General features: G+C 41.0%; 16 protein-coding genes and 1 pseudogene. 13 read left to right on the forward strand and 4 right to left on the reverse strand.

From position 1 onward, the window contains the following. The first annotated feature begins 22 nt into the window (after nucleotides 1–22). The 6 genes and pseudogenes from KO529_RS04910 to KO529_RS04935 all read left to right on the forward strand — a co-directional run. Nucleotides 23–1531, forward strand: a complete 1509-nt coding sequence (locus tag KO529_RS04910; RefSeq protein ID WP_215946782.1) for an alkaline phosphatase D family protein — start codon at nucleotides 23–25, stop codon at nucleotides 1529–1531. Nucleotides 1532–1584: 53 nt separating this feature from the next. Then, a complete protein-coding gene (locus KO529_RS04915; RefSeq protein ID WP_215946783.1) occupies nucleotides 1585–2427 on the forward strand; it encodes an alpha/beta hydrolase-fold protein in 843 nt (280 codons plus the stop codon). 115 nt (nucleotides 2428–2542) lie between these two features. Further along, a complete protein-coding gene (locus KO529_RS04920; RefSeq protein ID WP_215946784.1) occupies nucleotides 2543–3799 on the forward strand; it encodes a sialidase family protein in 1257 nt (418 codons plus the stop codon). Between the two features lie 588 nt (nucleotides 3800–4387). Next, on the forward strand, nucleotides 4388–4594 hold the full coding sequence (locus tag KO529_RS04925) for a hypothetical protein (protein WP_215946785.1): 207 nt from the start codon (nucleotides 4388–4390) through the stop codon (nucleotides 4592–4594). Beyond that, a complete protein-coding gene (locus KO529_RS04930; RefSeq protein WP_215946786.1) occupies nucleotides 4594–5361 on the forward strand; it encodes an HNH endonuclease in 768 nt (255 codons plus the stop codon). Before KO529_RS04925 ends, KO529_RS04930 begins: the two co-directional genes overlap by 1 nt. A 93-nt stretch (nucleotides 5362–5454) precedes the next feature. Continuing rightward, nucleotides 5455–6138 (forward strand): annotated as a pseudogene (locus KO529_RS04935) (HpaII family restriction endonuclease); the annotation flags it as partial. Nucleotides 6139–6251: 113 nt separating this feature from the next. On the opposite strand, the gene KO529_RS04940 reads toward KO529_RS04935, so the two are convergent. The 3 genes from KO529_RS04940 to KO529_RS04950 form a co-directional block, all read right to left on the reverse strand. Further along, nucleotides 6252–7163 carry an NAD(P)/FAD-dependent oxidoreductase gene (locus tag KO529_RS04940; protein WP_215946787.1) on the reverse strand — a complete coding sequence of 304 codons (912 nt, stop codon included), beginning with the start codon at nucleotides 7161–7163 and terminating at the stop codon, nucleotides 6252–6254. Between the two features lie 28 nt (nucleotides 7164–7191). Further along, nucleotides 7192–7407, reverse strand: a complete 216-nt coding sequence (locus KO529_RS04945) for a hypothetical protein (RefSeq protein ID WP_215946788.1) — start codon at nucleotides 7405–7407, stop codon at nucleotides 7192–7194. A gap of 96 nt (nucleotides 7408–7503) precedes the next feature. Beyond that, complete coding sequence (locus KO529_RS04950) at nucleotides 7504–8364, reverse strand: helix-turn-helix domain-containing protein (RefSeq protein WP_215946789.1); 861 nt, start codon at nucleotides 8362–8364, stop codon at nucleotides 7504–7506. 403 nt (nucleotides 8365–8767) lie between these two features. On the opposite strand from KO529_RS04950, the gene KO529_RS04955 reads away from it, so the two are divergent. From KO529_RS04955 to KO529_RS04965, 3 genes are all read left to right on the forward strand, one after another. Further along, nucleotides 8768–9637 (forward strand): tetratricopeptide repeat protein, encoded by an 870-nt coding sequence (locus KO529_RS04955; protein WP_215946790.1) that lies wholly within the window; start codon nucleotides 8768–8770, stop codon nucleotides 9635–9637. Beyond that, nucleotides 9634–11304, forward strand: a complete 1671-nt coding sequence (locus tag KO529_RS04960; RefSeq protein ID WP_215946791.1) for a metallophosphoesterase — start codon at nucleotides 9634–9636, stop codon at nucleotides 11302–11304. Before KO529_RS04955 ends, KO529_RS04960 begins: the two co-directional genes overlap by 4 nt. Before the next feature lie 104 nt (nucleotides 11305–11408). Then, entirely contained in the window at nucleotides 11409–13286 is a 1878-nt protein-coding gene (locus KO529_RS04965; protein ID WP_215946792.1) for a cytochrome-c peroxidase, read from the forward strand. A gap of 2276 nt (nucleotides 13287–15562) precedes the next feature. On the opposite strand, the gene KO529_RS04970 is transcribed toward KO529_RS04965, so the two are convergent. Next, nucleotides 15563–17317, reverse strand: coding sequence for an alpha-L-rhamnosidase C-terminal domain-containing protein (locus KO529_RS04970; protein ID WP_215946793.1), 1755 nt, complete (start codon nucleotides 17315–17317; stop codon nucleotides 15563–15565). A 230-nt stretch (nucleotides 17318–17547) separates the two neighbouring features. On the opposite strand from KO529_RS04970, the gene KO529_RS04975 reads away from it, so the two are divergent. From KO529_RS04975 to KO529_RS04990, 4 genes are all read left to right on the forward strand, one after another. Next, on the forward strand, nucleotides 17548–20316 hold the full coding sequence (locus KO529_RS04975; protein ID WP_215946794.1) for an alpha-L-rhamnosidase: 2769 nt from the start codon (nucleotides 17548–17550) through the stop codon (nucleotides 20314–20316). 383 nt (nucleotides 20317–20699) lie between these two features. Then, on the forward strand, nucleotides 20700–21263 hold the full coding sequence (locus tag KO529_RS04980) for an RNA polymerase sigma factor (protein ID WP_215946795.1): 564 nt from the start codon (nucleotides 20700–20702) through the stop codon (nucleotides 21261–21263). 118 nt (nucleotides 21264–21381) lie between these two features. Next, complete coding sequence (locus KO529_RS04985; protein ID WP_215946796.1) at nucleotides 21382–22518, forward strand: FecR family protein; 1137 nt, start codon at nucleotides 21382–21384, stop codon at nucleotides 22516–22518. A 101-nt stretch (nucleotides 22519–22619) separates the two neighbouring features. Then, complete coding sequence (locus tag KO529_RS04990; protein ID WP_215946797.1) at nucleotides 22620–26042, forward strand: SusC/RagA family TonB-linked outer membrane protein; 3423 nt, start codon at nucleotides 22620–22622, stop codon at nucleotides 26040–26042. The last annotated feature ends 7 nt before the right edge of the window (nucleotides 26043–26049 follow it).

Here is a 26049-nt window from a genome sequence, read left to right on the forward strand (position 1 = left end):
CCAAACCAACAATAACCACAGTATGATAAAAACAATTATAAGAACCCTTCTGATCGCCACCCTAATTACCTCCTGCCAACCCATGGTTCAGGACATCTATCTTGGACAAGGAATTATGGCTGGTGAAGCCACTTCAACATCCGTCATCCTACAATCCAGATTAACGGTTTCCGACAGCTTGATCAAGGGGGATCTGACCGGTATAGAAGGTGTCGCCAGATTTGAAATTGATAAGGATGCTACTTTTGATAATCCCTTGTATTCTGACTTTGTAGAGGCTACATCAGAGAACGACTATATTATAAAAAAGAAAATTGAAGGTCTGGAGCCAGGAAATAAATACTTCTATCGTCTCCAATTCGGAAAGGACGAGAATACCCTTTTTGAAAGTGAAATAGCAACTTTTAAAACCTTGCCCGGACCCAATAGCAGTGAAAAGTTATCAATGGTGGTGGTAACGGGTATGAACCACTATTTTTTCCATTACGGAAAATATGAGGAAGGAACGGCCTATTCCGGAGAAGACAAGCTTCAAGGGTATCCGGCATTGCAGGCTATCCAAAACTTGAACCCGGATTACTTTATTGGTACTGGTGATAACGTTTACTTTGACCATCCCCACAAGACCAACTTCGATAGGGCCGTCAAAGCAGGGAAGAACCCTCACCCAGGAGGATATAAGGGCATGGAAGTGGTGGATGAAGCAGGGATGCGCAGGAAATACCATGAACAATTTGCCCAACCAAGGTTTCGGGAACTTTTTAGCAAGCTGGGAACCTACTGGGAAAAGGATGATCATGATTATAGATTCAACGATGCCGATCCCTATCAGGAATTTCCTATATCCCATGAATTGGGGATCAAGAATTTTAAGGAGCAATTACCTGTGGTGGATCTAGAGGACATAAATGCTAAAACCTATCGTACCCATCGCATGAACCAAGATCTTCAGCTTTGGTTTTTGGAAGGGAGGGACTATAGAAGTCCCAATGAAATGAAAGACGGACCCGACAAAACGCTGTTGGGACCTGAGCAATTAGATTGGCTTAAGGAGACATTAATGGAGAGCGATGCCAGTTTTAAGCTCATAATTTCGCCAACGCCAATGGTGGGCCCAGATGATGCCTACAAAACAGATAATCATGTAAATCATGACGGTTTCAGGCAGGAGGGAGAAGCAATTTTCAAATGGTTGGCTGATAATGGTTTTCTCGATAAAAATCTATATATCATATGTGGAGACAGGCATTGGCAATACCACGCCATGCACCCGAGTGGGTTTGAGGAATTCTCTACAGGTTCCTTGGTCGATAACAATTCGCGCGCTGGACGCTTGGCAGGAGATCCCGAATCTACCGATCCCGATAGTTTGATCAAACAATTCTATATTCAAGGGGATAAGGAGTCCGCAAGTGGTGGATTTTTGTCGGTTACCGTGCAAAGAAAGGATAGTATTCCAGTAGCAAGCTTTCAACACTTTGATGAGAAGGGAAATTTACTTTACGAGACCGAAAAAACTGGCCGAAATTAATTGAGAAGGAAGTTGGTTTCAATAATGTGCGGGAAAGAAGCAATACAAAGGAAATGAGGAAGGTTCTAAAAATAGTGATCATCGCAACTGGCATATTCAGTTTGGGGCTAACCAGATCGGTCTCCCAGACCAAGGAGACGAAAATGGCTGAATTGTTCAATGGGAGAACCCATGTGAACATGCAAAAGGATACGCTGCAGTATCGATTGCTTATGCCTTTGGATTACGATCCCAATAAACAGTACCCCTTGGTGGTATGTCTGTCAGGAGGAGCTGGCAGGGGTACGGATAATATCCAGCAGATTGCAGGTTCCAAGGCAGCTCAGGTACTATCCACTTTAGAAAATAGAAAAAAATATCCTGCTTTTATTTTTGTGCCCCAATGCCCACCTGGTGCTGATTGGGGGAGGTCTCTGGGAAAGATGGAAAGAGAAGGCCTGATTGCGCGGGGAAGGTATAATCAACCCAATGTGGAATCTTTAGTTTTTGAAACCATAGCTGCCTTGGAAGAAGAATTTAATATACATACCACTAGACGCTATATTACCGGTCAGTCCATGGGCGGATTTGGAACTTGGCATTACATTCTGACCCACCCTCAAATGTTTACCGCCGCCATACCGATCTGTGGGGGAGCTAATCCTGATCTTGCAAAAAAGATTACTGATTTACCCCTATGGGTTTTTCATGGTGACAATGACAAAACCGTTCCTGTTGACTTTTCGCGAAGAATGGTTGCCGCAATTAAAAAGGCGGGTGGAAATCCAAAATATACTGAGTTTCCCGGTGTTGGTCATGGGAGCTGGCATGAGGCTTTTGATACCCCGGAATTGCTGGATTGGTTTTTTGCTCAGGTCAAGGAAGTAGAACATCAAGAAAATACTATAAAATACTGATATTGATTTTTTAGATCTGGGTAAGCGGGGAAGAATGGGATAGTTCACATAACTCTTGTTCTTGGCAACCAACAGGTATAAAATAATTCAAGTTAAATAAAGTGGAAATATAATTATGATGAAACGTAAAGTAAAAACATTCAGCTTATTAGGTTTGTTTCTTATTGTTGCCGTGCAATGTACAGATAGGAATTCAACCAAATCGAATCCAGCAGTAAAACCCGAAAGCACTCTCTTGGCAATAAATGAAAGGCCGCAACATTTGGGAGATAGTACACCAGGTGTTCGTAAAATAAAGGATATCGTAATTTATAAGGATTCTATGTTTTTCTCTACATTTCCGTCTGTAATAACACGACCTGATGGAGAGATATTGGTGGCATTTCGCAGGGCACCAGATCGTAAAATATTCGGAGAGAGTAAAACAAATCACGTTGATCCCAACAGCTATTTGGTATCGGTGCAATCAAGTGATAACGGAGAAACATGGACAAAAACCCCGAAATTAATTTATGCACATCCTTTTGGGGGTTCCCAAGATCCGTGTTTATTACAATTGAAGGACGGAACTCTTCTTTGTGCCAGTTATGGTTGGGCTTTTGTTAGGCCAGATGGTTTGTCTAACTTAAAGGAACCGAGTTTTATCAACTCTGGAAATGCCGTTTTTTTAGGAGGTTATCTGGTGCGTTCCCATGATGGTGGAAAAACCTGGGGTGATGCTATATATCCTCCACATATAGGACCAGAAGTTTTAAATGATGCATTAGGCAATCCAGTGGCTGCATATAATAGAGGAGCCTTATACGAGGCAAATGATGGGAGGATTTTATGGATAGTAGCAGCGCATGATACCCCTACCAAGACTTCCAATCATCTTATCACATCAAAGGATAAGGGGTTGACCTGGGATTATGTTTCCCCGGTAGCTGTTGATAGCAAAATTTCATTTAATGAGGCATCAATAATTGAAACCCCTAAAGGCGATCTTGTGGGTTTTTTAAGAACAGCTCATTTTGAAGACCAAGCTGTTATTTCCCGTTCAACAGATGGAGGTAAAACTTTTAAATGGGAGTCAATGGGTTTCCAGGGACATCCTTTAAATGCTTTGCGATTAAAAGATAACAGCGTTTTACTTACCTATGGATACCGCCATGAACCATACGGAATACGAGCCCGTATTCTAAACGCAGAATGCACCGATTTTGCGACAGCTCCCGAGATCGTACTTCGTGCTGATGGCGGCAGTAGTGATATTGGTTATACCTGGGCAACCCAACTCCAGGATAATAAAATTTTGGTAATCTACTATTTCAATCAAGATAATGGCACCCGTTATATTGCAGGTACTATTTTGGAATTTGATAATAAATAGTATATGGATAAATTCCTGACCAACCCAAAAACGCCATATTATCAGACTTTATCGATTAAGCAATTACAAGACCTAATATTTGCTAACTTAGAAGGTTTATAACAAACACATGGTTGTAGTATTCCCCCTTCTTTTATGCCATCGAAAATTTCATGAGATTTATAAGGTTTATAAGACCTTAAAATGGTTATTTAGTAAAAAGTTAATATATCAATATGACTCGCGTCAAGATATAGCCATCCCAAATCCACCGCTAATACAACACATTTTTTTTTCAATCGCAACGGCCAAGCTTAAAAAATAAAATAGCCGTTACTGCCTTTCCGATAAACCAACTTTATCGTCAAAAGAATATGAACAAATATTTATATATTGCTTACAAAGCGCACATATTTTTTTAACTTGTTGAACTGAATAATCAAGGGAGTGATAAAAGTAAAATTGATTTTGAAAACATTGATAGAAAGCTATTTGAATTGAAGTTGGTTGAGCCACAAAATTCTAAGCCGGCTTCTTTTATGCATTATCTTCATACCCACTAGAACTGAGTTTCCAAATTCTATATCTAACCCAAAAACTTGTTGCATAATGAAAGAGACATCTAATAAAATAAACAGAGAAGATTTTATGAGGTTTTTTCGAGATGATGAAAAATTGAATACATTATCGACAGATGATAGAATTGAAATTTTCTTACAAATTCTTCAAGGTAATTCAGATATTACAAAAGAACTTTTAAACGAATTAATTTTTGATTATGAGGTTCATAATTTAAGAATAAGCCAGATAAAGTAATGGCTAAATCTAAAAATTGGACAAGAGAGCAAAGTATTGTAGCATTTAACGTATACTGTAAAATACCTTTTAAAGATAGCAGTAAAACGCATCCTACTATAATTAAATATGCTAATATAATTGGTCGTTCGCCTTCTGCTCTAAATATGAAAGTGGGCAATTTTGGAAGATTAGACCCTGAACTTCAAAAAAGAGGTATAACTGGTCTAGCAAATGGGAGTACGTTAGAAGAAGTAATATGGAATGAGTTTCACGGTAACTGGGATGATTTAGCGTATGAAAGTGAAAAGTTAATATCCTCATTTCAAAACAAAAGCCTGATTGAGACTACGGAAATAGATTTATCAGATTTACCAGAAGGAAAAGATGTTGAGCGAATTGTTAAAATGAGAGTAAATCAAAGCTTTTTCCGTTCTTCAGTATTGTCTTCATATTATCAAAAATGTTGTATTACGGGTATTGCAATACCAGAATTTTTGATTGCAAGTCATATTATTCCGTGGCGTACTAATATAGGACAAAGAATGAACCCTAGGAATAGCTTGTGCCTAAACTCAATTCACGACCAGGCATTTGATAAAGGTTTCCTAACTGTTGATACTGATTATAAAGTTAAAGTCTCTGATGCTATTTTTGAGCATAAAGAAAATCAATCGATAGCTGATTTTTTTTTAAAATACAATGCTAAAAAAATTTCACTTCCAGATAAATTTTTTCCTTCACAAGAATTTCTTGAATATCATAACGAAAATATCTTTCGTGGATAAGTTGCGTGAGGGATAAAAGATAGGAAAGCCCAGAGCGAGGCACGAGTGAGGACTGGAAACGGATAGTTCGACCCTTAAGGTCACGACCAAAGAACTAATCAACAACCGAAACTCGGTTTTAGTATTAAATCGCAACTTGGAAGTCCCTCTACTCTGCTCAACGCAGGAAAGACAACCAATTTCATATATAGAATAAAGGGAACTGACCTTACAGAAAATGAAATCGAACAAATCAATTCCATTTCCACACGCAGTAAAATAATGGACAGAATTGGTCAAATCCGAAAAAGAAATGGTGGATTTGAATTTGTAAAAACCGAAAGACAAATTTTTTCAAATAACCTCGTTCTTATCGACAGTTTATTACCAGAAATATTATCTCAAATAGTTTTTGATTTCTATTCGAGTGAGTATTCGCATTTGACAGATTTAGTCAACTTGACATCAGAGAATAATCCGCTGAAGTTCGATGTTGAAAACGATCATAAATTTTACGAATACAAATTAAAACGTTTCCTGACCGATGTAGCACTTGGAATGATGCCTTCGGTAGTTTGGACAGGGAAATATGACGCAACTGGTGGTTATTTGAAAGTGAAAGAAGATGGTGAAGTTCTTTGCTATCATATTTACAATAGAAATGAGTTTGAGGATTATTTGCTAAATAACACCAAACTTGATACAGCAAGTTCTTCTCGACACGGATTTGGTGAAATATATAAAGAAAATGGCGAGTTATATTTCAACTTGAATTTGCAAATTAGATTTTTGAAATAATGTTGAATCAATCACAATTTAGAATAAGTTCAGCTTTATAAAGCATAAATGGACTTTTTTGAATTAGCCCTGTTGGCTATTTTATTAAGTTTCAATTCATGGGTCAATTAATATCATTCAAACTTTTCAAAAACCAGCTCCTTATTCACCATCATTCCGGCCGCAGTGCCCATGGCCACCGCATTGGCTACGGTGCGCAAGCGCGACACATTATCGCCACAGGCATAAATTCCTTTAATGTTAGTTTGTAAAAAGGCGTCGGTTTTTAGGTAGCCTTCTTCGTTCAACTCGCACCCCATGGCCTCTGGTATAGCACTATGCTGTTCAAAGGCTGTTTTGGTATACATGGCGGTAACGGCAGCTTTGGAACCATTTTTAAAAATGATATTTTGCAGCTGCCCTTTGTGGTGTTCCAAACGTGCAATTTCAGTTTCCACTATGGTAATATTATGCGCTCCGAGTGTGGCTGTTTGTTCCGCAGTCAAGGTGGATCTGCCATTGGTGTAAATGGTTAAATGTGGGGTCCAGTTGGAGATGAGTTTTCCAAATTCGAAGGCATACTCCCCATTGCCCAAAATACCTGTTGTTTCATTTTTTACCTCATAGCCATGGCAATAGGGGCAATGCAACACGGAGATGCCCCAGCATTCCGAAAATCCATCCATATTGGGCATGATATCCTTAATGCCCGTGGCAAAAATTAATTTGTCGCCGCTAAAAGTTTCACCAGTAGATACTTGGATTTTAAAGGCATTGTTGGTGCCGGATCCTTGTATGGCAAGTCCGTTAAAAAATTTCACCGTAGGGTAAGCTGCCACCTGTTGTTTTGCCGAAGAGGCTATCTCAGCAGGGGTTTTACCATCATTGGTTATGAAGTTGTGCGAGTAGGGGGTTTGTCTGTTACAGGGGGTATTGCTATCAATGATCAAGACCCGTTTTAAGGACCTTCCCAAAGCCATCCCTGCTGCAAGACCGGAATAGCTTCCTCCAATAATGATGACATCAAAATGTTGTTCCTTTTTCATGGTGTCGTATTTTTAAAATGGTGATTAACTAATTCCTTTTTTGCATTTTCTTCATCAAGGTATCTATAAATGGCACGCCTACAAATACGATCCATGGCACCAATACTATAGTAAGCACCAAGGTTCTAAGGTAGAGGGGAAGGGTGGCCAGTTGGTTGCCAAAAAGGAAAAGAAAGGCCGTGATGGAGGGATAAATGGCAATCCATATTTTTAAGGATGCCAAGAGTTTTACTTTTGTTTTCATGCTTATGTCGTTAATTTCACATTGAATTATTTTCAGATGTAAAAGTAATTTCAACTGCGGAATCCATTATAGGACAAAACTGAAGTTGAATGGTACTTAATTAAAATTTTGTCTATAAGCATCGGGAGTGTAGCCCGTGTGTTTTTTAAAGAACCTAATAAAATAGGAAACATCCTCATACCCTAAATGATAAGCAATCTGACTCACTTGGTTCACGGTGGCCAATAAATTTCTTTTGGCCTCCAGAATACTATATTCGTTTATGAGTTGTGAGGCATTCTTACTTAATAATGCTTTGGTTATGGCATTAAGCTGATACACGCTGAGGTGCAATAAGTCCGCATATTGGGAAACTTGCTTGTATTGGGTAATATTCCCTTCCAATAGTTCCAAAAACTTCTCTAGTTTCTCCTGCTGATATGGGGGATGGGTATGGTCTGGATCGGTATCTTCCCGCTGCCTTAAAAGTTGAATAAACAAAATACTCAAATTGGCTTTGATGACCTCATGATATTCTTCCTTCTTTTCATCATACTCCAATAAAATGGATGATAATAAGGGATCCATTTTTTTAAAGTGATCGGCATTTAATGGATAGTGGTTCTGGTTGCCCACCTTGCGCAACAACTGTGGGGAAGATTTATTGTGGGAGAGGAAATAGTCCGTTTTAAATTGTACCAAATAACCAGTGCTGCCATGTTTAAGGTGTAGTTTGTGCACCTGCCCGGGCCTTAATAAAAAGACGGAATAATGGCCGACTTCATAGGAGACAAAATCTATTTCATGTAGGCCATTAGCTTTTATGAGTATGAGCATTAGAAAAAAATCATGTCGGTGAAGTTCTTCCACCAACTCCTTTCCGTCCAGGATGGCTTCGAGACTTCTAATACTAAAACTTCCCACTAAGGTTGGCTCTTGATTGCTTTCTGGAAGTTGCCTTATGGGGATGTGTTGCATTGTATTTAAATGTTATCGACCATGGAGTTATATACCTGGGGGAAATGCTAATTGCTCACATAAAATTAAGTCAAACTCTTTAATTCTTCCTATTTTTTAGGATAAATGCAGCTAGACTTTTTTTAAAAAAAACATTCCTTTGGTAGTGCTTGCCAAAAGACTTTCCTTACTCTTTTAACAAAAAATTAACGCGCTGGAAAAACACATTTAATATTGTTTCAATACGTTTGATAGCGGGGCCTTGGAGCCGTTTAAAAATGATAATATTCCATCTTAAAATGAGAACTTAAACGAAAGTGGGGGCCACATAGGTTGAAAATGTACCTCCATAGCGTTGTCTCTCTTTTAAATTTTATGGTATGGAGGAAGTTCAGAAAAAAGGAAATTATATTAACCATTGGCAATGACTTTTAATACGAAGGGGTATCTACAGTACATGATGAAAAGAACGCTACTAGTGGTGCTGTTTTTTTCCTTGTCCATGTCCATGTTTGCCCATGGGGATTTAAGCATGCGGATAGCGGAAAAAACGGTGGCCATATCCGAAGATCCCAACAATTCTGCACTGTACTTTGAAAGAGGACTCTTGTACCAACAACATATGGAATACGACAGTGCTTTGGAAGATTACTATAAATCCCAATCCTTGGGAAATACAACCAAAGAACTACATTATCAAATTGCCGAGGTGAACTATATCACCGAAGCCTACCAGGAGGCCCTGCAAAGTATAGCCTCCTATTTGGAATTGGATAGCAAGGACCTAAGCGCAAAAAAACTGCAGGCCCAAATACTGTTCCAGCTGCAATCCTATAAAAAATCCTTGGAGGGGTACCGTTATGTTATCCATCATATGAAGGACATTCGGCCCGAGGATGTATTGGAATACTGCAACATCATACTTGCCGAAAACAACAAAAACTATAAAGGGGCTTTGGAGGCGCTGGAATATGGCCTGGACCAACTTGGCCCGCACACCATATCGCTTCAACTTAAAAAATTGGACTACTTAAAGGAGTCCGGTCAAACCGAAAGAGCCTTGGAACAGTACAATTATTTTATCCTGGAATACAACAGAAACGAATTCTGGTATTATAAAAAAGCGAAGTATTTAACGGAAATAAAGAGACCACATGAGGCCTTTATATCCTTAAAATTGGCTTCGGTTGCCATTGAGCAATTGGATACCAAGTTTAGGAATATGAGTCCCGTAATACAATTAAAAGAACAAATAAAAAGCTTGGAAAGCTCCATTAACAACCAAAAATCATGATCAAAAAAAGTACCTTTTTGCTAGCCGCCCTATGTTCGGTGGTTTCAATTGCCCAAACCTCCCATGTAGATCTTCCCAATGTAAGTGCTGTTGCGGTAACCAACGCTGTAGGTCTTCCACAGCATTCCTCAGCGGTAAGTGTAGTAAGGGGACCTTATTTACAGAGCGGCACCCCAACCTCTGTAGTGGTAAAATGGAGAACGGATATAGCAACCCAATCCGTGGTGCATTACGGAAAATCATTAAAATCGTTATCCAAGAAAGCATCTAACACTGCCTTGACCACGGAACATGAGGTTAGGCTTTCCGGTCTAAGCCCCAACACCAAATATTATTTCAATATAGGTAATAAAGCAGGAGTGTTGTCCGAAAGTACTTCTGGCGATATGTACATTATAACGGCCCCTAAAGCAGGTACCAAACAATTTGTACGGGCATGGATTCTGGGTGATGCGGGTACGGCCAATAACAACCAACGAAATGTACGGGATGCCTATTACGATTATGTGGACGCTGCTCCCAAAAATACCGGTAAGACCGATATGATGTTGTTCTTAGGGGATAACGCCTATGGCAGTGGTACGGATGAGCAATATCAAAATGCCCTGTTCGACATTTATGACGATATGTTGAAAAAATCAGTGGCATGGTCCTGCTTGGGAAACCACGATGGGAAGTCGGCCGATTCGGCTACACAATCCGGTCCTTACTATGATATATTTACCTTCCCAACGGCTGCCCAGGCCGGCGGTACTGCCTCGGGGACGGAGGCCTATTATTCCTTTGATTATGCCAACATCCACTTTATCATATTGGATTCCCATCATACGAGTCGCGAAGTTGGGGGCGCCATGTACAACTGGACCTTGGCCGATATACAGAACACCAAACAAGATTGGATAGTGACCCTTTTTCATCATCCGGTATACACCAAAGGGTCCCATGACTCCGATACCGAAGATCGACTTATTGAAATGCGGGAAAACTTTATGCCCATGATGGAGGCTAACGGAGTGGACCTTATCTTAAACGGGCATAGCCATTCTTATGAGCGCTCCTACTTCTTGAACGGACATTATGGGTTTGCCAACACTTTTAACCCGGCTGAAATTACGAAGGGTGGCCATACCGTTGGATCCAATGGCTTTGGGGACGGAAAAGTGGATAGCAACGGGGCCTACCAAAAAGCCAGTGCCGCTGCGGAGGGTGCCGTTTATATCACTACGGGCTCTGCCGGAAAAATATCTGGGGGCGACCTAAACCACCAGGCCATGTCCGTGTCCTTGAACCAACTGGGCTCCTGTGTTATGGAAGTGGAAGATGACGGTAGGGGAGGACAGAACCTGACCGTGAAGTTTATCAGGGAAAATGATGACATTGAGGATTACTTTACCATCAACAAATCAGGGGTGTCGTTGAAGTCGGATGGCACTGCTTCTGGACATAAAAGCGATGGTCTAGTCTATGATGCCGACAAGGATGTGGTAAAGCTTACGGTGGATAAGGATGACAAGCTTAAAAAAGTCAAATTCTTTAATAACATAGGGAAATTGGTGAAGAAAACCAGAAAGAAAACCATCAATGTGGGCAAGCTGCCAAAAGGCATTTATGTAATTGAAGTCATTACAAGCAAAAAGGCGTATACCGAGTCGATTACCATAGAATAGTTGGGCCAAAAGGGTTATATTTAAAATGACCTTTCCATTGTAAGCCTTAAGCAAGGGTAGCGGTATTAAAAAGCCTATAAAATGGTAAAAAGCGGTTGTTGAAAATGAGGAAGACAAGCATTTTATTGGGATCTTTTTTTATTTGCCTGCTGATGTTGTCCGGGAGGCAAATGGTCATTCCGTATCCAAAGGATATTGTTCCGGAGAAAGTCGCGGCTTTATATATGGCCAATTTTATCAAGTTTCAAAATGAAGTCGATTCATTGGCCGCCCTAGCCAATAAGGCAAGTTCTGTTAACGAATGGGAGAGGCTGAAAGAGCAGGTTGAAAAAACCAGGTTGGCTTATAAGGAGATCGAGTTTATTTTTGATTATTACCAAACTTACTACAATGGTACTTATATCAATGGTGCCCCTTTGCCCAAGGTAAGCGAGTATTTTGAAGCCGAAAAAGTGATTCCACCTGGTGGCTTACAGGCATTGGATGAAGCTGTTTATGAAGAGGCCTCGATTGAAAATTTGCAGCACATACAATTATTGGCCAACGGACTCAAAGAGCGGGTAGATTTTATAGCGAATATACATTTACCGGTTCATTTAAAGTCGAGCCAAATTATTGAATGTATCCGCTCCGGTATTGTCAGGATCTTTACCTTGGGACTAACAGGTTATGATACCCCAGGGTCTGTAAATGGGTTGAAGGAAAGTGCCGAGAGCTGGCAAAGTATGGAAACTACATTTCTATATTTTGAATCGGGGATGGCCCCAGAAGCCAAGACCCAATTCGAGACCATTAAAAAACACTTTACCAAGGGCAGGAACATATTAAAAGCCAATATCCATTTTAACGATTTTGATAGGTTGGCCTTTTTAAAGGAGGTTGTAAACCCCTTGTATGCGGCCTTGTTGGAATTTCAAAATGCAAACAAGATTGCCCTAGAGCCCTATAAAAAGCACGCCCAAAACTATAAGGCCAGGAATATATTCGACATAGATTTTCTCAACACGGATTTTTATTCGGAACTGGTTTATCTGCCTTTGGACAATCCCAAGACCATAGCCTTGGGGAAACTGTTGTTCGGGGATCCCCAGCTTTCCAAGGACAATGTCATGTCCTGTGCCAGCTGCCATAACCCTAACAAGGGTTTTTCGGATGGTTTGCCCAAAAGTGTCTCCAATCAAAAAGGGGTTTTTACCGATAGGAATGCCCCAACCTTGATGGATGCGGGCTATTCCGCACGTTATTTTTGGGACATGCGCGCCTTGGATCTTGAAAAACAAGTGGTACATGTCATAGATAACGATCTGGAGTTCAATACCGATTTTGATGCGATTGTTAATAAACTCAATAAAAGTGACCGTTATAACCAATTGTTTAAAGAGGCTTATGGAGGTATTGCCAAAGAGGATATCAATCAGCGTTCCATTAGCAATGCCATTGCGGCCTATGTAAACTCTTTAAAATCCTTCAATAGTCCGTTCGATAAATATGTGCGAAACGAAACCAAGGAGTATCCCGAGAATGCCAAGCGGGGATTTAATTTGTTTATGGGAAAAGCGGCCTGCGGAAGTTGTCATTTTGCCCCGGTCTTCAATGGTGCCGTTCCTCCGTTTTATCTGGAATCGGAATCGGAGGTGTTGGGCATTACCCAGGGTTTTGATTCCATTGCCCCCAAGTTGGATACTGATTTGGGACGCATGGGCAATGGTCTAAAAATGGACAATCATCCTTTTCTTAAAAATTCGTTCAAAACGGTTACCGTCAGAAATATAGCCTTGACAGCACCTTATATGCACAACGGTTTGTTTGATACCCTGGAAGAGGTTCTGGCGTTCTACAACCTGGGCGGAGGCGCAGGAATGGGCTTGGAGGTGGAAAACCAAACCTTGTCCGATGCGCCATTGAATCTGTCCCAGCAGGAAATTGAGGATATCATTGCCTTTATGGAAACACTAACGGATGTATCCGGGTATGGGGATTAATAGGTTTATGTTCAATGTTTAAAAGTTGAAAGTTGAAAGTCCTTGCGGAGATTGAGCCTGCCTTTCGTCAGACAGGCCTGCCCGGCCGTCAGGTGGGCGAAGCGCGGCAATTTGTTACTTACAATGAACAATGTTTATGTTCAATTAAATCGACGAAAGAGGTACGTGAATATCATCAAGTTCTTTCATTTTACTCAATTGGTTGTTATTGTTTTTTATGGGATTTCGTGAATCTTCGATTTCTTTGCTATCCAATGAAACCGACGCAGGAGGTTCATGAATACCTTATTATAAATTAGAAAGGCAATGAATAAAACGAAACAAAAGAAAAGACCCTTCTTCACTAGGTGGTCCCTAAAATCTCGGGATTTTATAGACCGATGCCATGGCCTAAATTATTTCCAAGGCTTCAATAATTCTTAACGGCCATGTCATCTCCACTACGGAAGAAGATCTGCCTGACAATTGACTTCTAGGACAAAATTGAAGGGTATCCAATAGCGAACAATGATTTATCTACACTATAAATGTTGATGGAACAAAGAATTGGCCTATTTTTATTTTAGTAATAAATCAAGGAGTTTTCACACCGGGCAGTAGTTGTGTGCAACAAGGTGGCCTTGGCTACGGCTGGCTCCTCCAAACCAAGGTACACTGTACCTTCGTTTATCGGCCCTGGTCGTTTTTTGGGCGATGCAAAAAATGAACAGAACAAGAATTGTGAGTTAGATGGTTCATGGCAATTTCGATCCAAACAAATTTTTTCGGATTTATCCATTTCTTAATTGTCCGATGAAACCGATATAGAAGATCTACCTATACCCCTAAAATAGAATTGTCATGAGCTAAATCACACAAGCTGCTCTGACCACATATGTGTGACTTCTCAATCGCCCGAAAAAGGGCTCATGTCGAAGTGACTGCCTTGTCCGGTTGAGCCTCTCTACCGACAAGGCAGCCTGTCTTCCGATAGGCAGGCTCAGGGATCGGCCATATATCTCCACTGGGGAAGAATATCTGCTTAGCAATTAACTTTTAGGACAAAGTTGAAGGGTATCTAATAGCGAACAATGATTTATCTACACTATAAATGTTGATGGAACAAAGAAATGGCCTATTTTTATTTTAGTAGTAAATCAAGGAGTTTTCACACCGGGCGAGGGAAGGCGTCCATAGAGCATTTCACCCTAGTGAAAGCGGCCTGGGCGCTGTGGCTGTGGAAAGTCCGTAGATTTCAATAAAAGAAAAATCAGCCTAGCCTCTGCTATAGCTGGCTCCTCTTAACCAAGGTACACCGTACCTTGGTTATTCAGCCCTGGTCGTTTTTTGGGCGATGCAAAAAATGAACAGAACAAGAATTGTGAGTTAGATGGTTCATGGCAATTTCGATCCAAACAAATTTTTTCGGATTTATCCATTTCTTAATTGTCCGATGAAACCGATATAGAAGATCTACCTATACCCCTAAAATAGAATTGTCATGAGCTAAATCACACAAGTGGCTCTGACCAAAAATGTGTGACTTCTCAATCGCCCGAAAAAGGGCTCATGTCGAAGTGACTGCCTTGTCCGGTCGAGCCTGCCGCAGATTGACGGAATCATGAACTATTGGGAAAGAACTCCTTTTGTATGCTAAAACTAACGGCTCCCCTCTTGGAACGAAGAGGGGAATGAATTTTGCGCCATTTGGCGTGAAAGAAAGGGGAGTTAGAAGCCCTGAGGTTTACTTATTCTCCGTCTTCTGTCTATTTCGCCAAAGCTTGGGATTTCAGAACCCTCTGTCTTCGCTTGTGGCGAAGCCACATTGTCCTCCCGCGGAAAACGCGGGACAGGCTTATCTGAAGGGAAGGAGCCCGTGGTGTCGTCATTGCGGGTTTACCTACCGCAGGTAGACTCAGGGTGCGGCCATGATATCTTCACAACAGACGAAGATCTGCCCAGCATCTCAGTGAATAATATGTTCCGCGTTAGGGACCGCGGCGGCATCCCCGCAGCAGCGCAAGGGATATAGCCAAGGGCCCGCCCGACCTAGGAGGGAACGCCCAAAATATAAGCTTTGAATTTAATTTTAAATCGTTGTTTCGCTTTTTGTGAATCTTCGATTTAGTTCATTGATTTGTGCTTGTTATTATAAGGTATTCATGAACCTTCGGTTTCTTTGCTTGTCTAACCCTTCGGCTACGCTCAGGGTACGGCCATGTCATCTTCAATTCGGAAGAAGACTAACCAGATCATAAGCTTGGAAGACAATTTTGAAATACTTCCCAAATCTGGACCTAGTTAATTACTGTAAGCCCTTCCGGGGCGTCTATTTCTGTTTTTATAGTGCCATCCGCATTCTTCTTGTGGCTTACTTTTAACACTCCGTATTTTGTAGGGAAACTGCCTTTTGCCCACTCCAGATCTCCGAGGTGTGGTTCAATTTTAATCTTTTCGCCCCCTTCCAAAACGTTTATGCCCAAAACGTGTTGACTCAGCCAAGAGGTAGGTCCACTGGCCCAACCATGACATAGGCTATGGCGGTAACCAACATAGCAGTATTCTCCGAAGTCGCCATGGATATCAAAATTGTTGGCAGGTATCAATTCATCTATTCTGCCACTATTGGCAACATCCAGGACATCGAAATCTTCCCAAAAAGTGGTGGCGCCCAAATCTAACATTCCGCCCCAATAATCTCGAATTACTCGTAGTGCTCCATTATAATCCTTGGCCTTGGCCATGGCTTCCAAAATATAATACCCATAAAAAGTGGACATGCGCTGTACACCATCTTTGGTCAATATCTCCTTATTGACCTTTTCGGCATCATGAAGGTTGGCCAATGCCATCAACGAAGCGGCCTGTTTGGTGGTAATATCCTTTGGTCTATGTTTTTTAAGTTGTTTGGCCACCTTTTCGTATTTCAATTTCAGGTCGTTCTTGCCCAAATTTGCCATCATCTCGGAACCGGCCTCAAAGGTCATTACCATCATGGCCTGAAGTCCTGCATGTATGGCTTCGGGTTTTTCGCTGGTCGGCCAATCCAAGAACCGATGTCCGTTTAAAATCTCTTTGTTGTCCTTGTCAATGAATGTGCTCAATTGATCCAATAAACCGATCATATAGGTTTCCTGTTCCTTTAGATAGGCAAGGTCCCCATGGTAATCATAGATGTTCTTGTGGATAAGCAGCCACCACATGGAGTAGGAGCTAATGCCGTTCATCCATTGGGGTAGTGGATGTTGGTCACGGGCCAGGTCCAAACTTTTGTTGACGATTTCATGGTTTCCGAAAACGGTATTGATCGTCATTACTTCCGGATGCATATCGCCCACCCAAACCAAGCGGTCGCGCTTTATGCCGTCCCATAGGAAATTCTGCATATTGAGTTGTACGGTATAGGCCCCTGTAATCCAGATTTCGTTCAAACGCTCATCATTACTTTCAAAACTGCCCAAATAGGGTATATCCCTGTACACAAAGGCGGCCTCTATAGATTTTATGGGAAGGTCTATCCCGGCGTCCACCACATCTACGCGCAAAAACCGAAACCCGGTTTCACCCACTTCCACGCTTCCCAACCAAGGCACTTCAATAATAAAATCGCGCAGGGAATGCTCGTTGGTCGCATTTTGTTTTCCCCCAATGTCGGACATTGCTTCCCCGACCGATTCGCCAAATCGCAATCGCAACCTTACCGGTGTTTTATCTGCACGTATGCCCGCGGAAATTTTTATTCCTCCATGGATCTGCTTGCCATAATCCAATAGTATGGCAGGTTTTTTATCCGCTGTGCTTATCAATCTAAATAGGTTTTCCTCGTTCACGGCCACCTGCCCGTTTCCCTTTTTCAAGAGGCTTTCGACATTTTGCATGGATTCATTGGAGTCATCTGACTGCCAAACAATCCTTTGGGGCGTTAAATAGGTTTTGATCATTTCCGAATGTTGCACCTTGTCGTTATATTCCTCTCCAAATACAGGGGGCAATTGTCCAAAGCCAAATTGTAGGTACAACAGTGCAATCAATAATGGTAGTACGTTTTTCATTTCTTTAATTGGGTTAACACAAAGTCAATAAATCCTATTTTTCGTAAAAATAGGATTTGAAAAAGGTCTATCTATCCTGTACCGTGCTGCTATTGATTATGGATCACGGCACCAAGGTTATAGGGGGAAGTTAAAACAGCACAGTACAGGATGGGTTTAATTCCAATGGGTGTTAATATTGTAGTTTAAGACCATATTTTAATTTTTATAATTCTTAAGGTAAATAATCGATGAAGAACAGACTTGCGCTCCTTTTTATTACCCTCTTAACAGTTGGCAGTTCCTATGGCCAAAATAAGGATTCAAAATCCCTTGCCATACTTGAACCTAGGGTAGAGTATCACCAAAACCCTGAAGGCCTCGATGTACTTCAGCCTCGATTTAGTTGGATTTTAAAAGGGGAAGGTAGAAATAGGGCACAAACGGCCTATCAAATTACAGTGGCTTCCTCCATGGAAAAACTTTCGCAAGATCAAGCTGATATTTGGGATAGCGGAAAGGTGGTTTCCAACCAGACCAATCAAATCGTATATGAGGGGATTCCGTTGGTGTCCGGCACCAAATATTATTGGAAAGTGCGTGTTTGGGACGAATCGGATATGGTATCCACCTGGAGTACACCCGCCTATTGGTCCATGGGGCTTTTGAAATTTGCCAATTGGCAAGGACTCTTTATAGGTCATGATGTAGGATATAATAAGGCCGATAAATACGATAGTCTGTACCTTCCACCTGCCCGCTACCTGCGCAAATCCTTTAGCTTGAACAAGAAAATAAAAAAGGCAACGGCCTATACAACGGCCTTGGGTCTTTATGAACTGAGCTTGAACGGCAACAAGGTAGGGGAGGCTAATTTTTTACCGGGATGGACAGACTATGACAAACGGTTATACTACCAGACTTTCGACATTACCAATAACTTAAGGGAAGGGGAGAACGTCATAGGGGCAGTCATTGCCGATGGTTGGTATGCCGGCTATATTGGGTATGCCCTATTGGTACGTTTGGATAAGGTGCGTGAGTTCTATGGGGTAAATCCGTCCTTTATGGGGCAAATACAAATTGAATACGAAGATGGAAGCATGGAGACCATTGCTTCGGACCAAACGTGGAAATCCAACGAAGGCGCTATCCGTGAGGCGGATATCATTATGGGCGAGACCTATGATGCCCGCTTGGAAAATGTAGGTTGGGACGCTCCCAATTATGACGATAGCCAATGGAAAAAGCCTAAAGTCTACACTTATCCCAATGGAAAACTGCAAGCCTATCCGGGAACCCAGGTCAAGAATACGGAGATACTGAAGCCCATAGCAATGACAGAGCCTAGTCCGGGAACCTATGTCTTTAATCTTGGAAAGAACATTGCCGGTATTGCCGAACTTAAAGTACAGGGACCTAAAGGCACGAAAGTCCAACTCCGGTTCGGGGAAATCTTAAAGAACGATGGCCAGATACAGACAGAAAACCTACGAAAAGCACGGGCAACGGACACCTATATTTTAAAAGGGGAAGGCTTGGAAACATGGAAGCCAAAATTCACCTATCATGGGTTTCAATATGTTGAAGTCACAGGTTTTCCAGGAAAACCTACACTGGAGACCATTACAGGACACGTATTAAGTTCCATAGAAACCGATGCCGGTACCTTCGGTTCTTCAAATGCCATGAACAATACACTTTTCAAGAATATCAAAACCACCCAAAGTGCCAATTTTTTTGAAATACCTACAGATTGTCCACAACGGGATGAGCGTTTGGGATGGACGGGAGATGCCGAGATCTACATGCGTTCTGCCACCTATAATTCCGATGTCGCTGCCTTTATGACCAAGTTTTTGGTCGATTTGGATGACGCCCAACGATGGTATGGGGCCTATCCCAACTTTGCGCCATTTCCATACTCTAGGCCAAATCAATATGCCCCTGCTTGGATGGATGCCGGCGTTATAATACCCTATAATATGTACAAGGTCTATAATGATACCCGTATTGTGGAATACATGTACAAGGGAATGGAAAAATTCATGCAGTTTCAGGAAGATGCCAGCACGGATTATCTAAGGCCTGGCGGAGGAAACAATTGGGGGGATTGGCTTGCTGTCAACGAAGAGACCAGCCACGATTTTGTAGGAGCTTCTTTTTATGGGTATGATGCAAAACTAATGGCTGAAATGGCAGAAGCATTGGGAAAAACGGAAGATGCTGCAAAGTACGCCAACCTTTTTGAAAACATTAAAAAGGCCTTTGCCCAAAAGTATATTTTAGATAACGGTCGCACTACAGAGGATACCCAAACCAGTTATGCCCTGGCCCTATATTTCGATTTGTACCCCAACGATTTGGCAGAAAAAGGCGCTGCTAGGCTAGCGGAAAAAATAGAGAAAAACGGCTTTAAATTTTCAACTGGATTTTTGGGGACAAAACATGTAATGTTGGCCTTGTCCAAATATGGCTATGACGATATCTCTTATAAGATTTTCCAACAGACCGAATACCCCAGTTGGGGATATTCCGTAGAAAACGGAAGTACATCTATATGGGAGCGATGGAACAGTTATACCAAAGATGATGCAGAGAACTCGGACCTGAATGCCAAGATGAATTCCTTTAGCCACTATGCTTTTGGCTCGGTGGCAGAATGGATGTTTCAACATGCCGTAGGTATAGATACCGAAGATGCGGGCTATCGCAATATCATTATAAAACCTGCCATTAGTAAGGAGATGGATTATATAAATGGGAGCTATAAAAGTATTAACGGCAACATATCTTCGGCCTGGAATTGGAAAGGGAGGGAAGTACAGATGAATATCGAAATCCCTGTGAACACTGCCGCCAAAGTTCATATTCCTACAGCGGAAATATCCAATATTAAGGAAGGAAACAAAGCAATATCCAAGGTGTCCTCCATTAAAATTTTGGAATCCAATGGAGAAGAAACCATTCTTGAAATAGGTTCCGGGACATATTCCTTTAGGGTTAAGGGGGTAAGGTAGTTATTGAATCAATTTTGTTCCTGACTAATGCTTAGGGTATAAAGCCATGAATGGACCTGATCTGGTCGGTTCATGGCTTCTGTATTTAAGGGATGCCTAGTTTGGAAATAGTATCCTGGAAGTTATGGTGATTATAAAAAAAGTGCATCGGTCTGTATAACCTGCAACACAAGCTTGCAGCACAGTACAGGATACTCCCATTAATATTTTTTTATAAACTTGTTGTAATACTAAAGAAAACATATCATCTCTTAATTGTTAAATCGGTGATAGTTTTCATATAATAGGAACTATTGGAAGTGGGTATAATTGCATTTAATTGTCCGTTTCTCAAGAGTTGTTTGGTATTAAATTCATTTCTGTAGCAATATTAATAGATCATTTTGGACTCAAAAGTAATCTTAGCGGAAATACAAAAGAAGAACCATTTTGTGTTTAGAAGACTATTCGATGGCTTGTACCATGAATTGGTCGTTTATGCCAATGGTTATCTATTTGACAAAGATTCTAGTGAAGATGTGGTACAGGAAGTATTTGTTTGTCTTTGGGAAAAATCCAACAAAATTGACATTGAAACCAACCTGAAGTCCTACTTGTACGCCATGGTGCGCAATAGATGCTTTAATATTTTAAAAGCTATAAAGATCACTCATGTTTCAAAAATTACGGAGGCGGAAACTAATATAGATGTAGGTTACAGTCCTGACTGGTTTCCAGAAGACGAAAAGCATCTGCTCTATGAACAAGTTTTAAAGGTGATAGACAATTTTCCTTTAAAGATGCGCAACATCGCCAAGCTACGCTTTGTGGATAACTATCGTTTTAACGAAATAGCAGATGAACTGGATGTTTCCGTAAATACGGTAAAGACCCAACTTAGAAGAGCCAAATTGAAGTTGGGAAAACTAGTGATCTATATTGCAGTTCTATTTTCAATAGTACAATAAAACCTCCTTTCAAATATTATTTTCTTATTTATTATCCATTATTTTTCTATTTCTACATTTTTTTGTCACCCATTTTAGGAATTTGATTGTCTTATTAATATAGACAAACAAAATCCCAATGGATTTCAGACTTATTATAAAGAAAATCAACAATACCTTAACCGAAGAGGAGGGGCATATTTTCGATTCTTGGTACAAGGAATCCAAAGATCACCGTAGCTATTTCCATAAGGTTGAGAATAACTATCAAAAAGGAATTGATCTTGTAGACATCAAGAAAGGCTGGTCTGGGGTTTCATCCAAAATCAATAAAAAGCAAAAACGGCATTCTATTTATAAATATGCAGCAGCAATCGTCCTTCTAATTACTGCAGGCACTCTCTGGTTTGGGAATAAAGAAAATATCCAGGTAAATCCTCCAATGGAGGCAGTAGTGATCCAAAAGGATTCCATTAAGATCGGTACCGATAAGGCAACGCTTACCTTGGACGATGGTTCGGAAATTGTTCTGGAGAAAGGAGAAAGTGTTGAAACGGATAAAGCCTCTAGTAATGGGGAACAATTGGTGTATGCCGATGGTCAGGAATCAGCTGAAAAAATTATTGTAAAAAATATTCTTACCATACCACGGGGAGGACAGTTTGTATTGGTTCTTGCCGACGGGACCAAAGTGTGGGTCAATTCCGAAACACGGTTGAGGTATCCCGTGGCATTTGTGGCCAATAAAACTCGTGAAGTGGAACTGGTATATGGGGAAGCCTATTTTGACGTATCCCCGAGTACTGAGCATAACGGTTCCCATTTTGTGGTACATACGGCAGGGCAGCGAGTAGAAGTGTTGGGTACGGAATTCAACATAAAAGCATATAACGAGGATAAAAACGTCTCTACAACATTGGTGGAAGGTAAGGTCATTGTTGAAAATGGAAGTGAATCTAAAAATCTTAGCCCTGGACACCAATCTACCATGGATCGGGATTCTAAAAAAATAGGCATTTCCAAAGTAGATGTTTATAACGAGGTATCCTGGAAAAACGGACTGTTCAGTTTTAAAAATAGGTCTTTGGAAGACATTATGCAGGTACTTGCGCGTTGGTACGATGTTGATGTAGTTTTTCACGAGAAAGCTACGGAGGAATTGACTTTCAATGGTGTTTTTAGAAAAACGCTAAGCCTCAAAGAAATTTTGGACATAATACAGAACACTAACGAGGTTAAATATGAAATAAACGGTAAAACAATTAATATGAAGTAAAGCTTTTAAAAAAAAAAGGGGAATGGAGTCTAAATCTGGACAATTGAAATCTCCATCCCCTAGTACATTAATTAATCAAAAATTAACTAACATTCAAATTTATGAAAACTAAACCAAATAGGGGTAGTCTTGCCTATGTCAAGACGTCCCTAATCATCACTATGAAAATCTTCATTTTTTTCTTTTCGATTCTTTCGTTCGGATTTAGCGTAGAAAATGGATTTTCCCAAGACAAGAAAATTACGTTTACAGAAGACGCCAACCTTTCTATAGAACAAGTGTTGGAGGTTGTTAAAAAACAGACCGATTACAACTTTATCTATAGATCGGATCTTTTTGTTGGAAGTCCCCTTGTCGAAATAAAAAAGGGTACGGTAAAGGTAGGTGTCCTGCTGAACAAATGTGCCATGCTTACCGACATTGATTTTCAGTTTACGGACAACGGAGCAATTTTCTTGAAGAAAAATCCTAAAGTAGTTGAGTCCAAAAAGATGCAACAAACCATTAGTGGGGTGGTTACCGACAATGACGGCAACCCTTTGCCTGGGGCCAATATTGTAGAAAAGGGTACTACCAACGGAGTAACTGCAGATTTTGATGGAAACTACACTATTGCAGTTTCCGATGAAAATGCCACCTTGGTAGTTTCCTATATTGGATTTGCGACCACTGAAGTTCCTGTTAACGGTCAAAGTTCCATTAATGTTACCTTAGAAGAAAGTGCGGCTGGTTTGGACGAAGTGGTTGTAGTAGGATATGGTTCTCAAAGTAAGAAAAAGATAACTTCAGCGGTTTCTGAAGTGGATATGAAAGGTGTACAGGATATGCCCAATTCAACTTCGGGCCAAGTCCTTCAGGGTAGGGTGTCCGGTGTTACAATTACCGAAAGTAATGGTTCTCCAGGACAGGCTCCTAGTATACAAGTAAGGGGGATCAGCTCTATTAATGCAGGAATTGAACCACTGGTGGTTATTGACGGATTTCCAGTAGGCAATGGTATTCCCCAGAGTCTTAACCCCAATGATATTGAAAAAATTACCGTTTTAAAGGATGCGGCGTCCACTTCCATCTACGGAGCAAGGGGAACCAACGGGGTTATCTTGATACAGACCCTAAAGGCAACAGAATCCAGAAGCGAACTTACTTATAATGGTTCCAGTGGATTTCAAATGGTACCGAATAACTGGCGTCCGCAAACCCTTGATGCACCACAATATGCCCAATACAATTTGGAAAGGGTCCAGGAAGTAAATGCACGTAGCGGGAGCAATACTCCAGTGCCAGATATTTATTTGGATGCACTGAACAGCGCTCCAGGCAGTGGTACGGATTGGCAAAGTCTATTGATGCGAAGTGCGGTATTTCAGAACCACAACCTTACCTATAGAGGTGGTAACAGTAAATTTAAGGGTGTAGTCTCTGCTGGATATTTAAATCAGGAAGGTGTGCTTCTAAACACTGACTTTTCAAGATTGTCCCTCCGATCCAATCTGGACGCCACTATCAGCGATTGGCTTAGTGTTGGCTCCAATATGTTTGTTGCCTTTTCGGACAACAATTCCATACCGGAGGATGGCTCCAGGGGTATTATCATGAAGGCGGTAACGGCTAGTCCCTTACAGTCCCCTTATGATGAAAACGGCGATCTTAAGCCTTATATTCCCGCTGATTCCCCAGGATATTTTGCCTATGCCAACCCTATATTTGAAGCGAATTCGCTTACCAATAATAGAATAGAAAGAGATATCAATGCCAGTATTAATCTGGACATGCAAATTCTTCCCGGCCTACATTACAAACCACAACTTTATGGACGCTTGTTGACAAGGGAGATAAATACGTTTACACCAAGTACCATTGGACGGTTTGCCATTGGAAACGCCTCCAATCTTTCACCTGGAGCGCCTCCGTTCGTAAATTCAGGTACCAATCAAAAGAGTGATATTACTAATTGGGGCATCGATAATCTCCTTACCTATGATACTACCATTGGACAACATTCCATTAGTGCCCTATTGGGTTATACCGCCCAAAAACAAACAGGGGAATTGTCAACAATCAATGCCACTGGTTTTCCTAGTGATAATACCTTGAATTTTCTGGAGGCTTCTGAAGTTTCAGCTGCGGTAACAGATTTGACCAACTGGTCCTTGGCGGCATATTTTGCCCGTCTTAGTTATGACTATAAATCCAAGTATCTGGCGGAAGTGAATTTTAGGAGGGAAGGATCCTCTAGATTTGGAGACGATAACAAGTATGGTAATTTCCCTTCGGCATCGGTTGGATGGAGAGTCTCGGAAGAAAGCTTTTACCCGGAGGATTTCTTTATGAACGAGTTAAAGCTTAGGTCTAGCTATGGTATCACAGGTAATTCCGCTATCGGTGATTTTGATAGATTCGGGACCATACTTTCTATCCCCAACTTGAATAACCTGAACAATAACTTTAATTATGTACTCAACGACAATATCCAGGTAGGGAAATCACTTACTTCCTTGGGCTCTAGCAATTTAAAATGGGAAACAAGTAAGCAATTGGACTTGGGGCTTTCCATGGGATTCCTTAGGGATGCCATTACTTTAAACGCAAGCTATTTTGAGAAAACGACAGAAGATATGCTCTTCAACCTTTCCATACCAAGGGCTTCTGGATTTGCCTCCACAAGGACCAACATAGGGGAGATGGTAAATAAGGGTGTTGATATTGAGTTGGCTGCCCGTGTAAACAATGATAATTTTTCATGGAACAGTAATTTAAATTTATCGTTCATTAAAAATGAAGTAACCTATCTTCCTAAAGAAATATCACAAATTATCTCTACATGGAACGTTACTCAAGTAGGTCTACCTGTAGGATCGTTACGAGGTTATATTATTGACGGGATTTTTAATACCCAAGAACAATTGGACGACCCTAACCTTCATGGGTGGCCAGGCTCCAAACAACTTGGGGCCTATATTTACAGGGATGTAGATGGAGATGGTTCAATTACTGGTTTGGACAGAGATTATATTGGCAATCCACATCCTAAAGTTAATTTAGGCTTTAATAATGTAATCAATTACAAAAATTTATCCCTTTCCATATTGACTACGGGTGCATTCGGCTATCAAATTATTCCACAGCTGAACGAAGTGCTCTATAATGAAAAAGGTAGATGGAATGTTAGTACGGAATTTTTGGATAGATGGAAGTCTACGGAAAATCCAGGCAAGGGTTTGATTCCTTCCCTTCATTATGCAAATCAACATGCTGCATCCAATCTTTGGGTGGAAGATGGGGACCATATATGGATAAAGAATGTTACCCTAGGATACCAAGTACCCGTTTCGGTATTGGATAAAACCTTTATATCCAGTCTGCGGTTCCATTTTAGCGTACAGAATCTGGCGAAATTCACCAGTTACTCTGGCTGGAACCCCCAAGTAAGTAATTTTGGGAACAATCCGCAGGCATTAGGTGTGGATGACTTTTCATATCCTATAAACAGAACATACACCCTTGGTGTCAATATTAATTTTTAAAATATCC

This window comes from Arenibacter algicola (assembly GCF_018860365.1).
GTDB lineage: Bacteria > Bacteroidota > Bacteroidia > Flavobacteriales > Flavobacteriaceae > Arenibacter > Arenibacter algicola_B.

Bases quoted from the DNA above. Each gene is read 5' to 3' on its own strand.
- KO529_RS04920 (WP_215946784.1), top strand. From the start codon at position 2,543: ATGATGAAACGTAAAGTAAAAACATTCAGCTTATTAGGTTTGTTTCTT.
- KO529_RS04955 (WP_215946790.1), top strand. From the start codon at position 8,768: ATGACTTTTAATACGAAGGGGTATCTACAGTACATGATGAAAAGAACG.
- KO529_RS04970 (WP_215946793.1), bottom strand. From the start codon at position 17,317: ATGAAAAACGTACTACCATTATTGATTGCACTGTTGTACCTACAATTT.
- KO529_RS04915 (WP_215946783.1), top strand. From the start codon at position 1,585: ATGAGGAAGGTTCTAAAAATAGTGATCATCGCAACTGGCATATTCAGT.
- KO529_RS04965 (WP_215946792.1), top strand. From the start codon at position 11,409: ATGAGGAAGACAAGCATTTTATTGGGATCTTTTTTTATTTGCCTGCTG.
- KO529_RS04960 (WP_215946791.1), top strand. From the start codon at position 9,634: ATGATCAAAAAAAGTACCTTTTTGCTAGCCGCCCTATGTTCGGTGGTT.
- KO529_RS04940 (WP_215946787.1), bottom strand. From the start codon at position 7,163: ATGAAAAAGGAACAACATTTTGATGTCATCATTATTGGAGGAAGCTAT.
- KO529_RS04925 (WP_215946785.1), top strand. From the start codon at position 4,388: ATGAAAGAGACATCTAATAAAATAAACAGAGAAGATTTTATGAGGTTT.
- KO529_RS04910 (WP_215946782.1), top strand. From the start codon at position 23: ATGATAAAAACAATTATAAGAACCCTTCTGATCGCCACCCTAATTACC.
- KO529_RS04990 (WP_215946797.1), top strand. From the start codon at position 22,620: ATGAAAACTAAACCAAATAGGGGTAGTCTTGCCTATGTCAAGACGTCC.
- KO529_RS04950 (WP_215946789.1), bottom strand. From the start codon at position 8,364: ATGCAACACATCCCCATAAGGCAACTTCCAGAAAGCAATCAAGAGCCA.
- KO529_RS04945 (WP_215946788.1), bottom strand. From the start codon at position 7,407: ATGAAAACAAAAGTAAAACTCTTGGCATCCTTAAAAATATGGATTGCC.
- KO529_RS04975 (WP_215946794.1), top strand. From the start codon at position 17,548: ATGAAGAACAGACTTGCGCTCCTTTTTATTACCCTCTTAACAGTTGGC.
- KO529_RS04985 (WP_215946796.1), top strand. From the start codon at position 21,382: ATGGATTTCAGACTTATTATAAAGAAAATCAACAATACCTTAACCGAA.
- KO529_RS04930 (WP_215946786.1), top strand. From the start codon at position 4,594: ATGGCTAAATCTAAAAATTGGACAAGAGAGCAAAGTATTGTAGCATTT.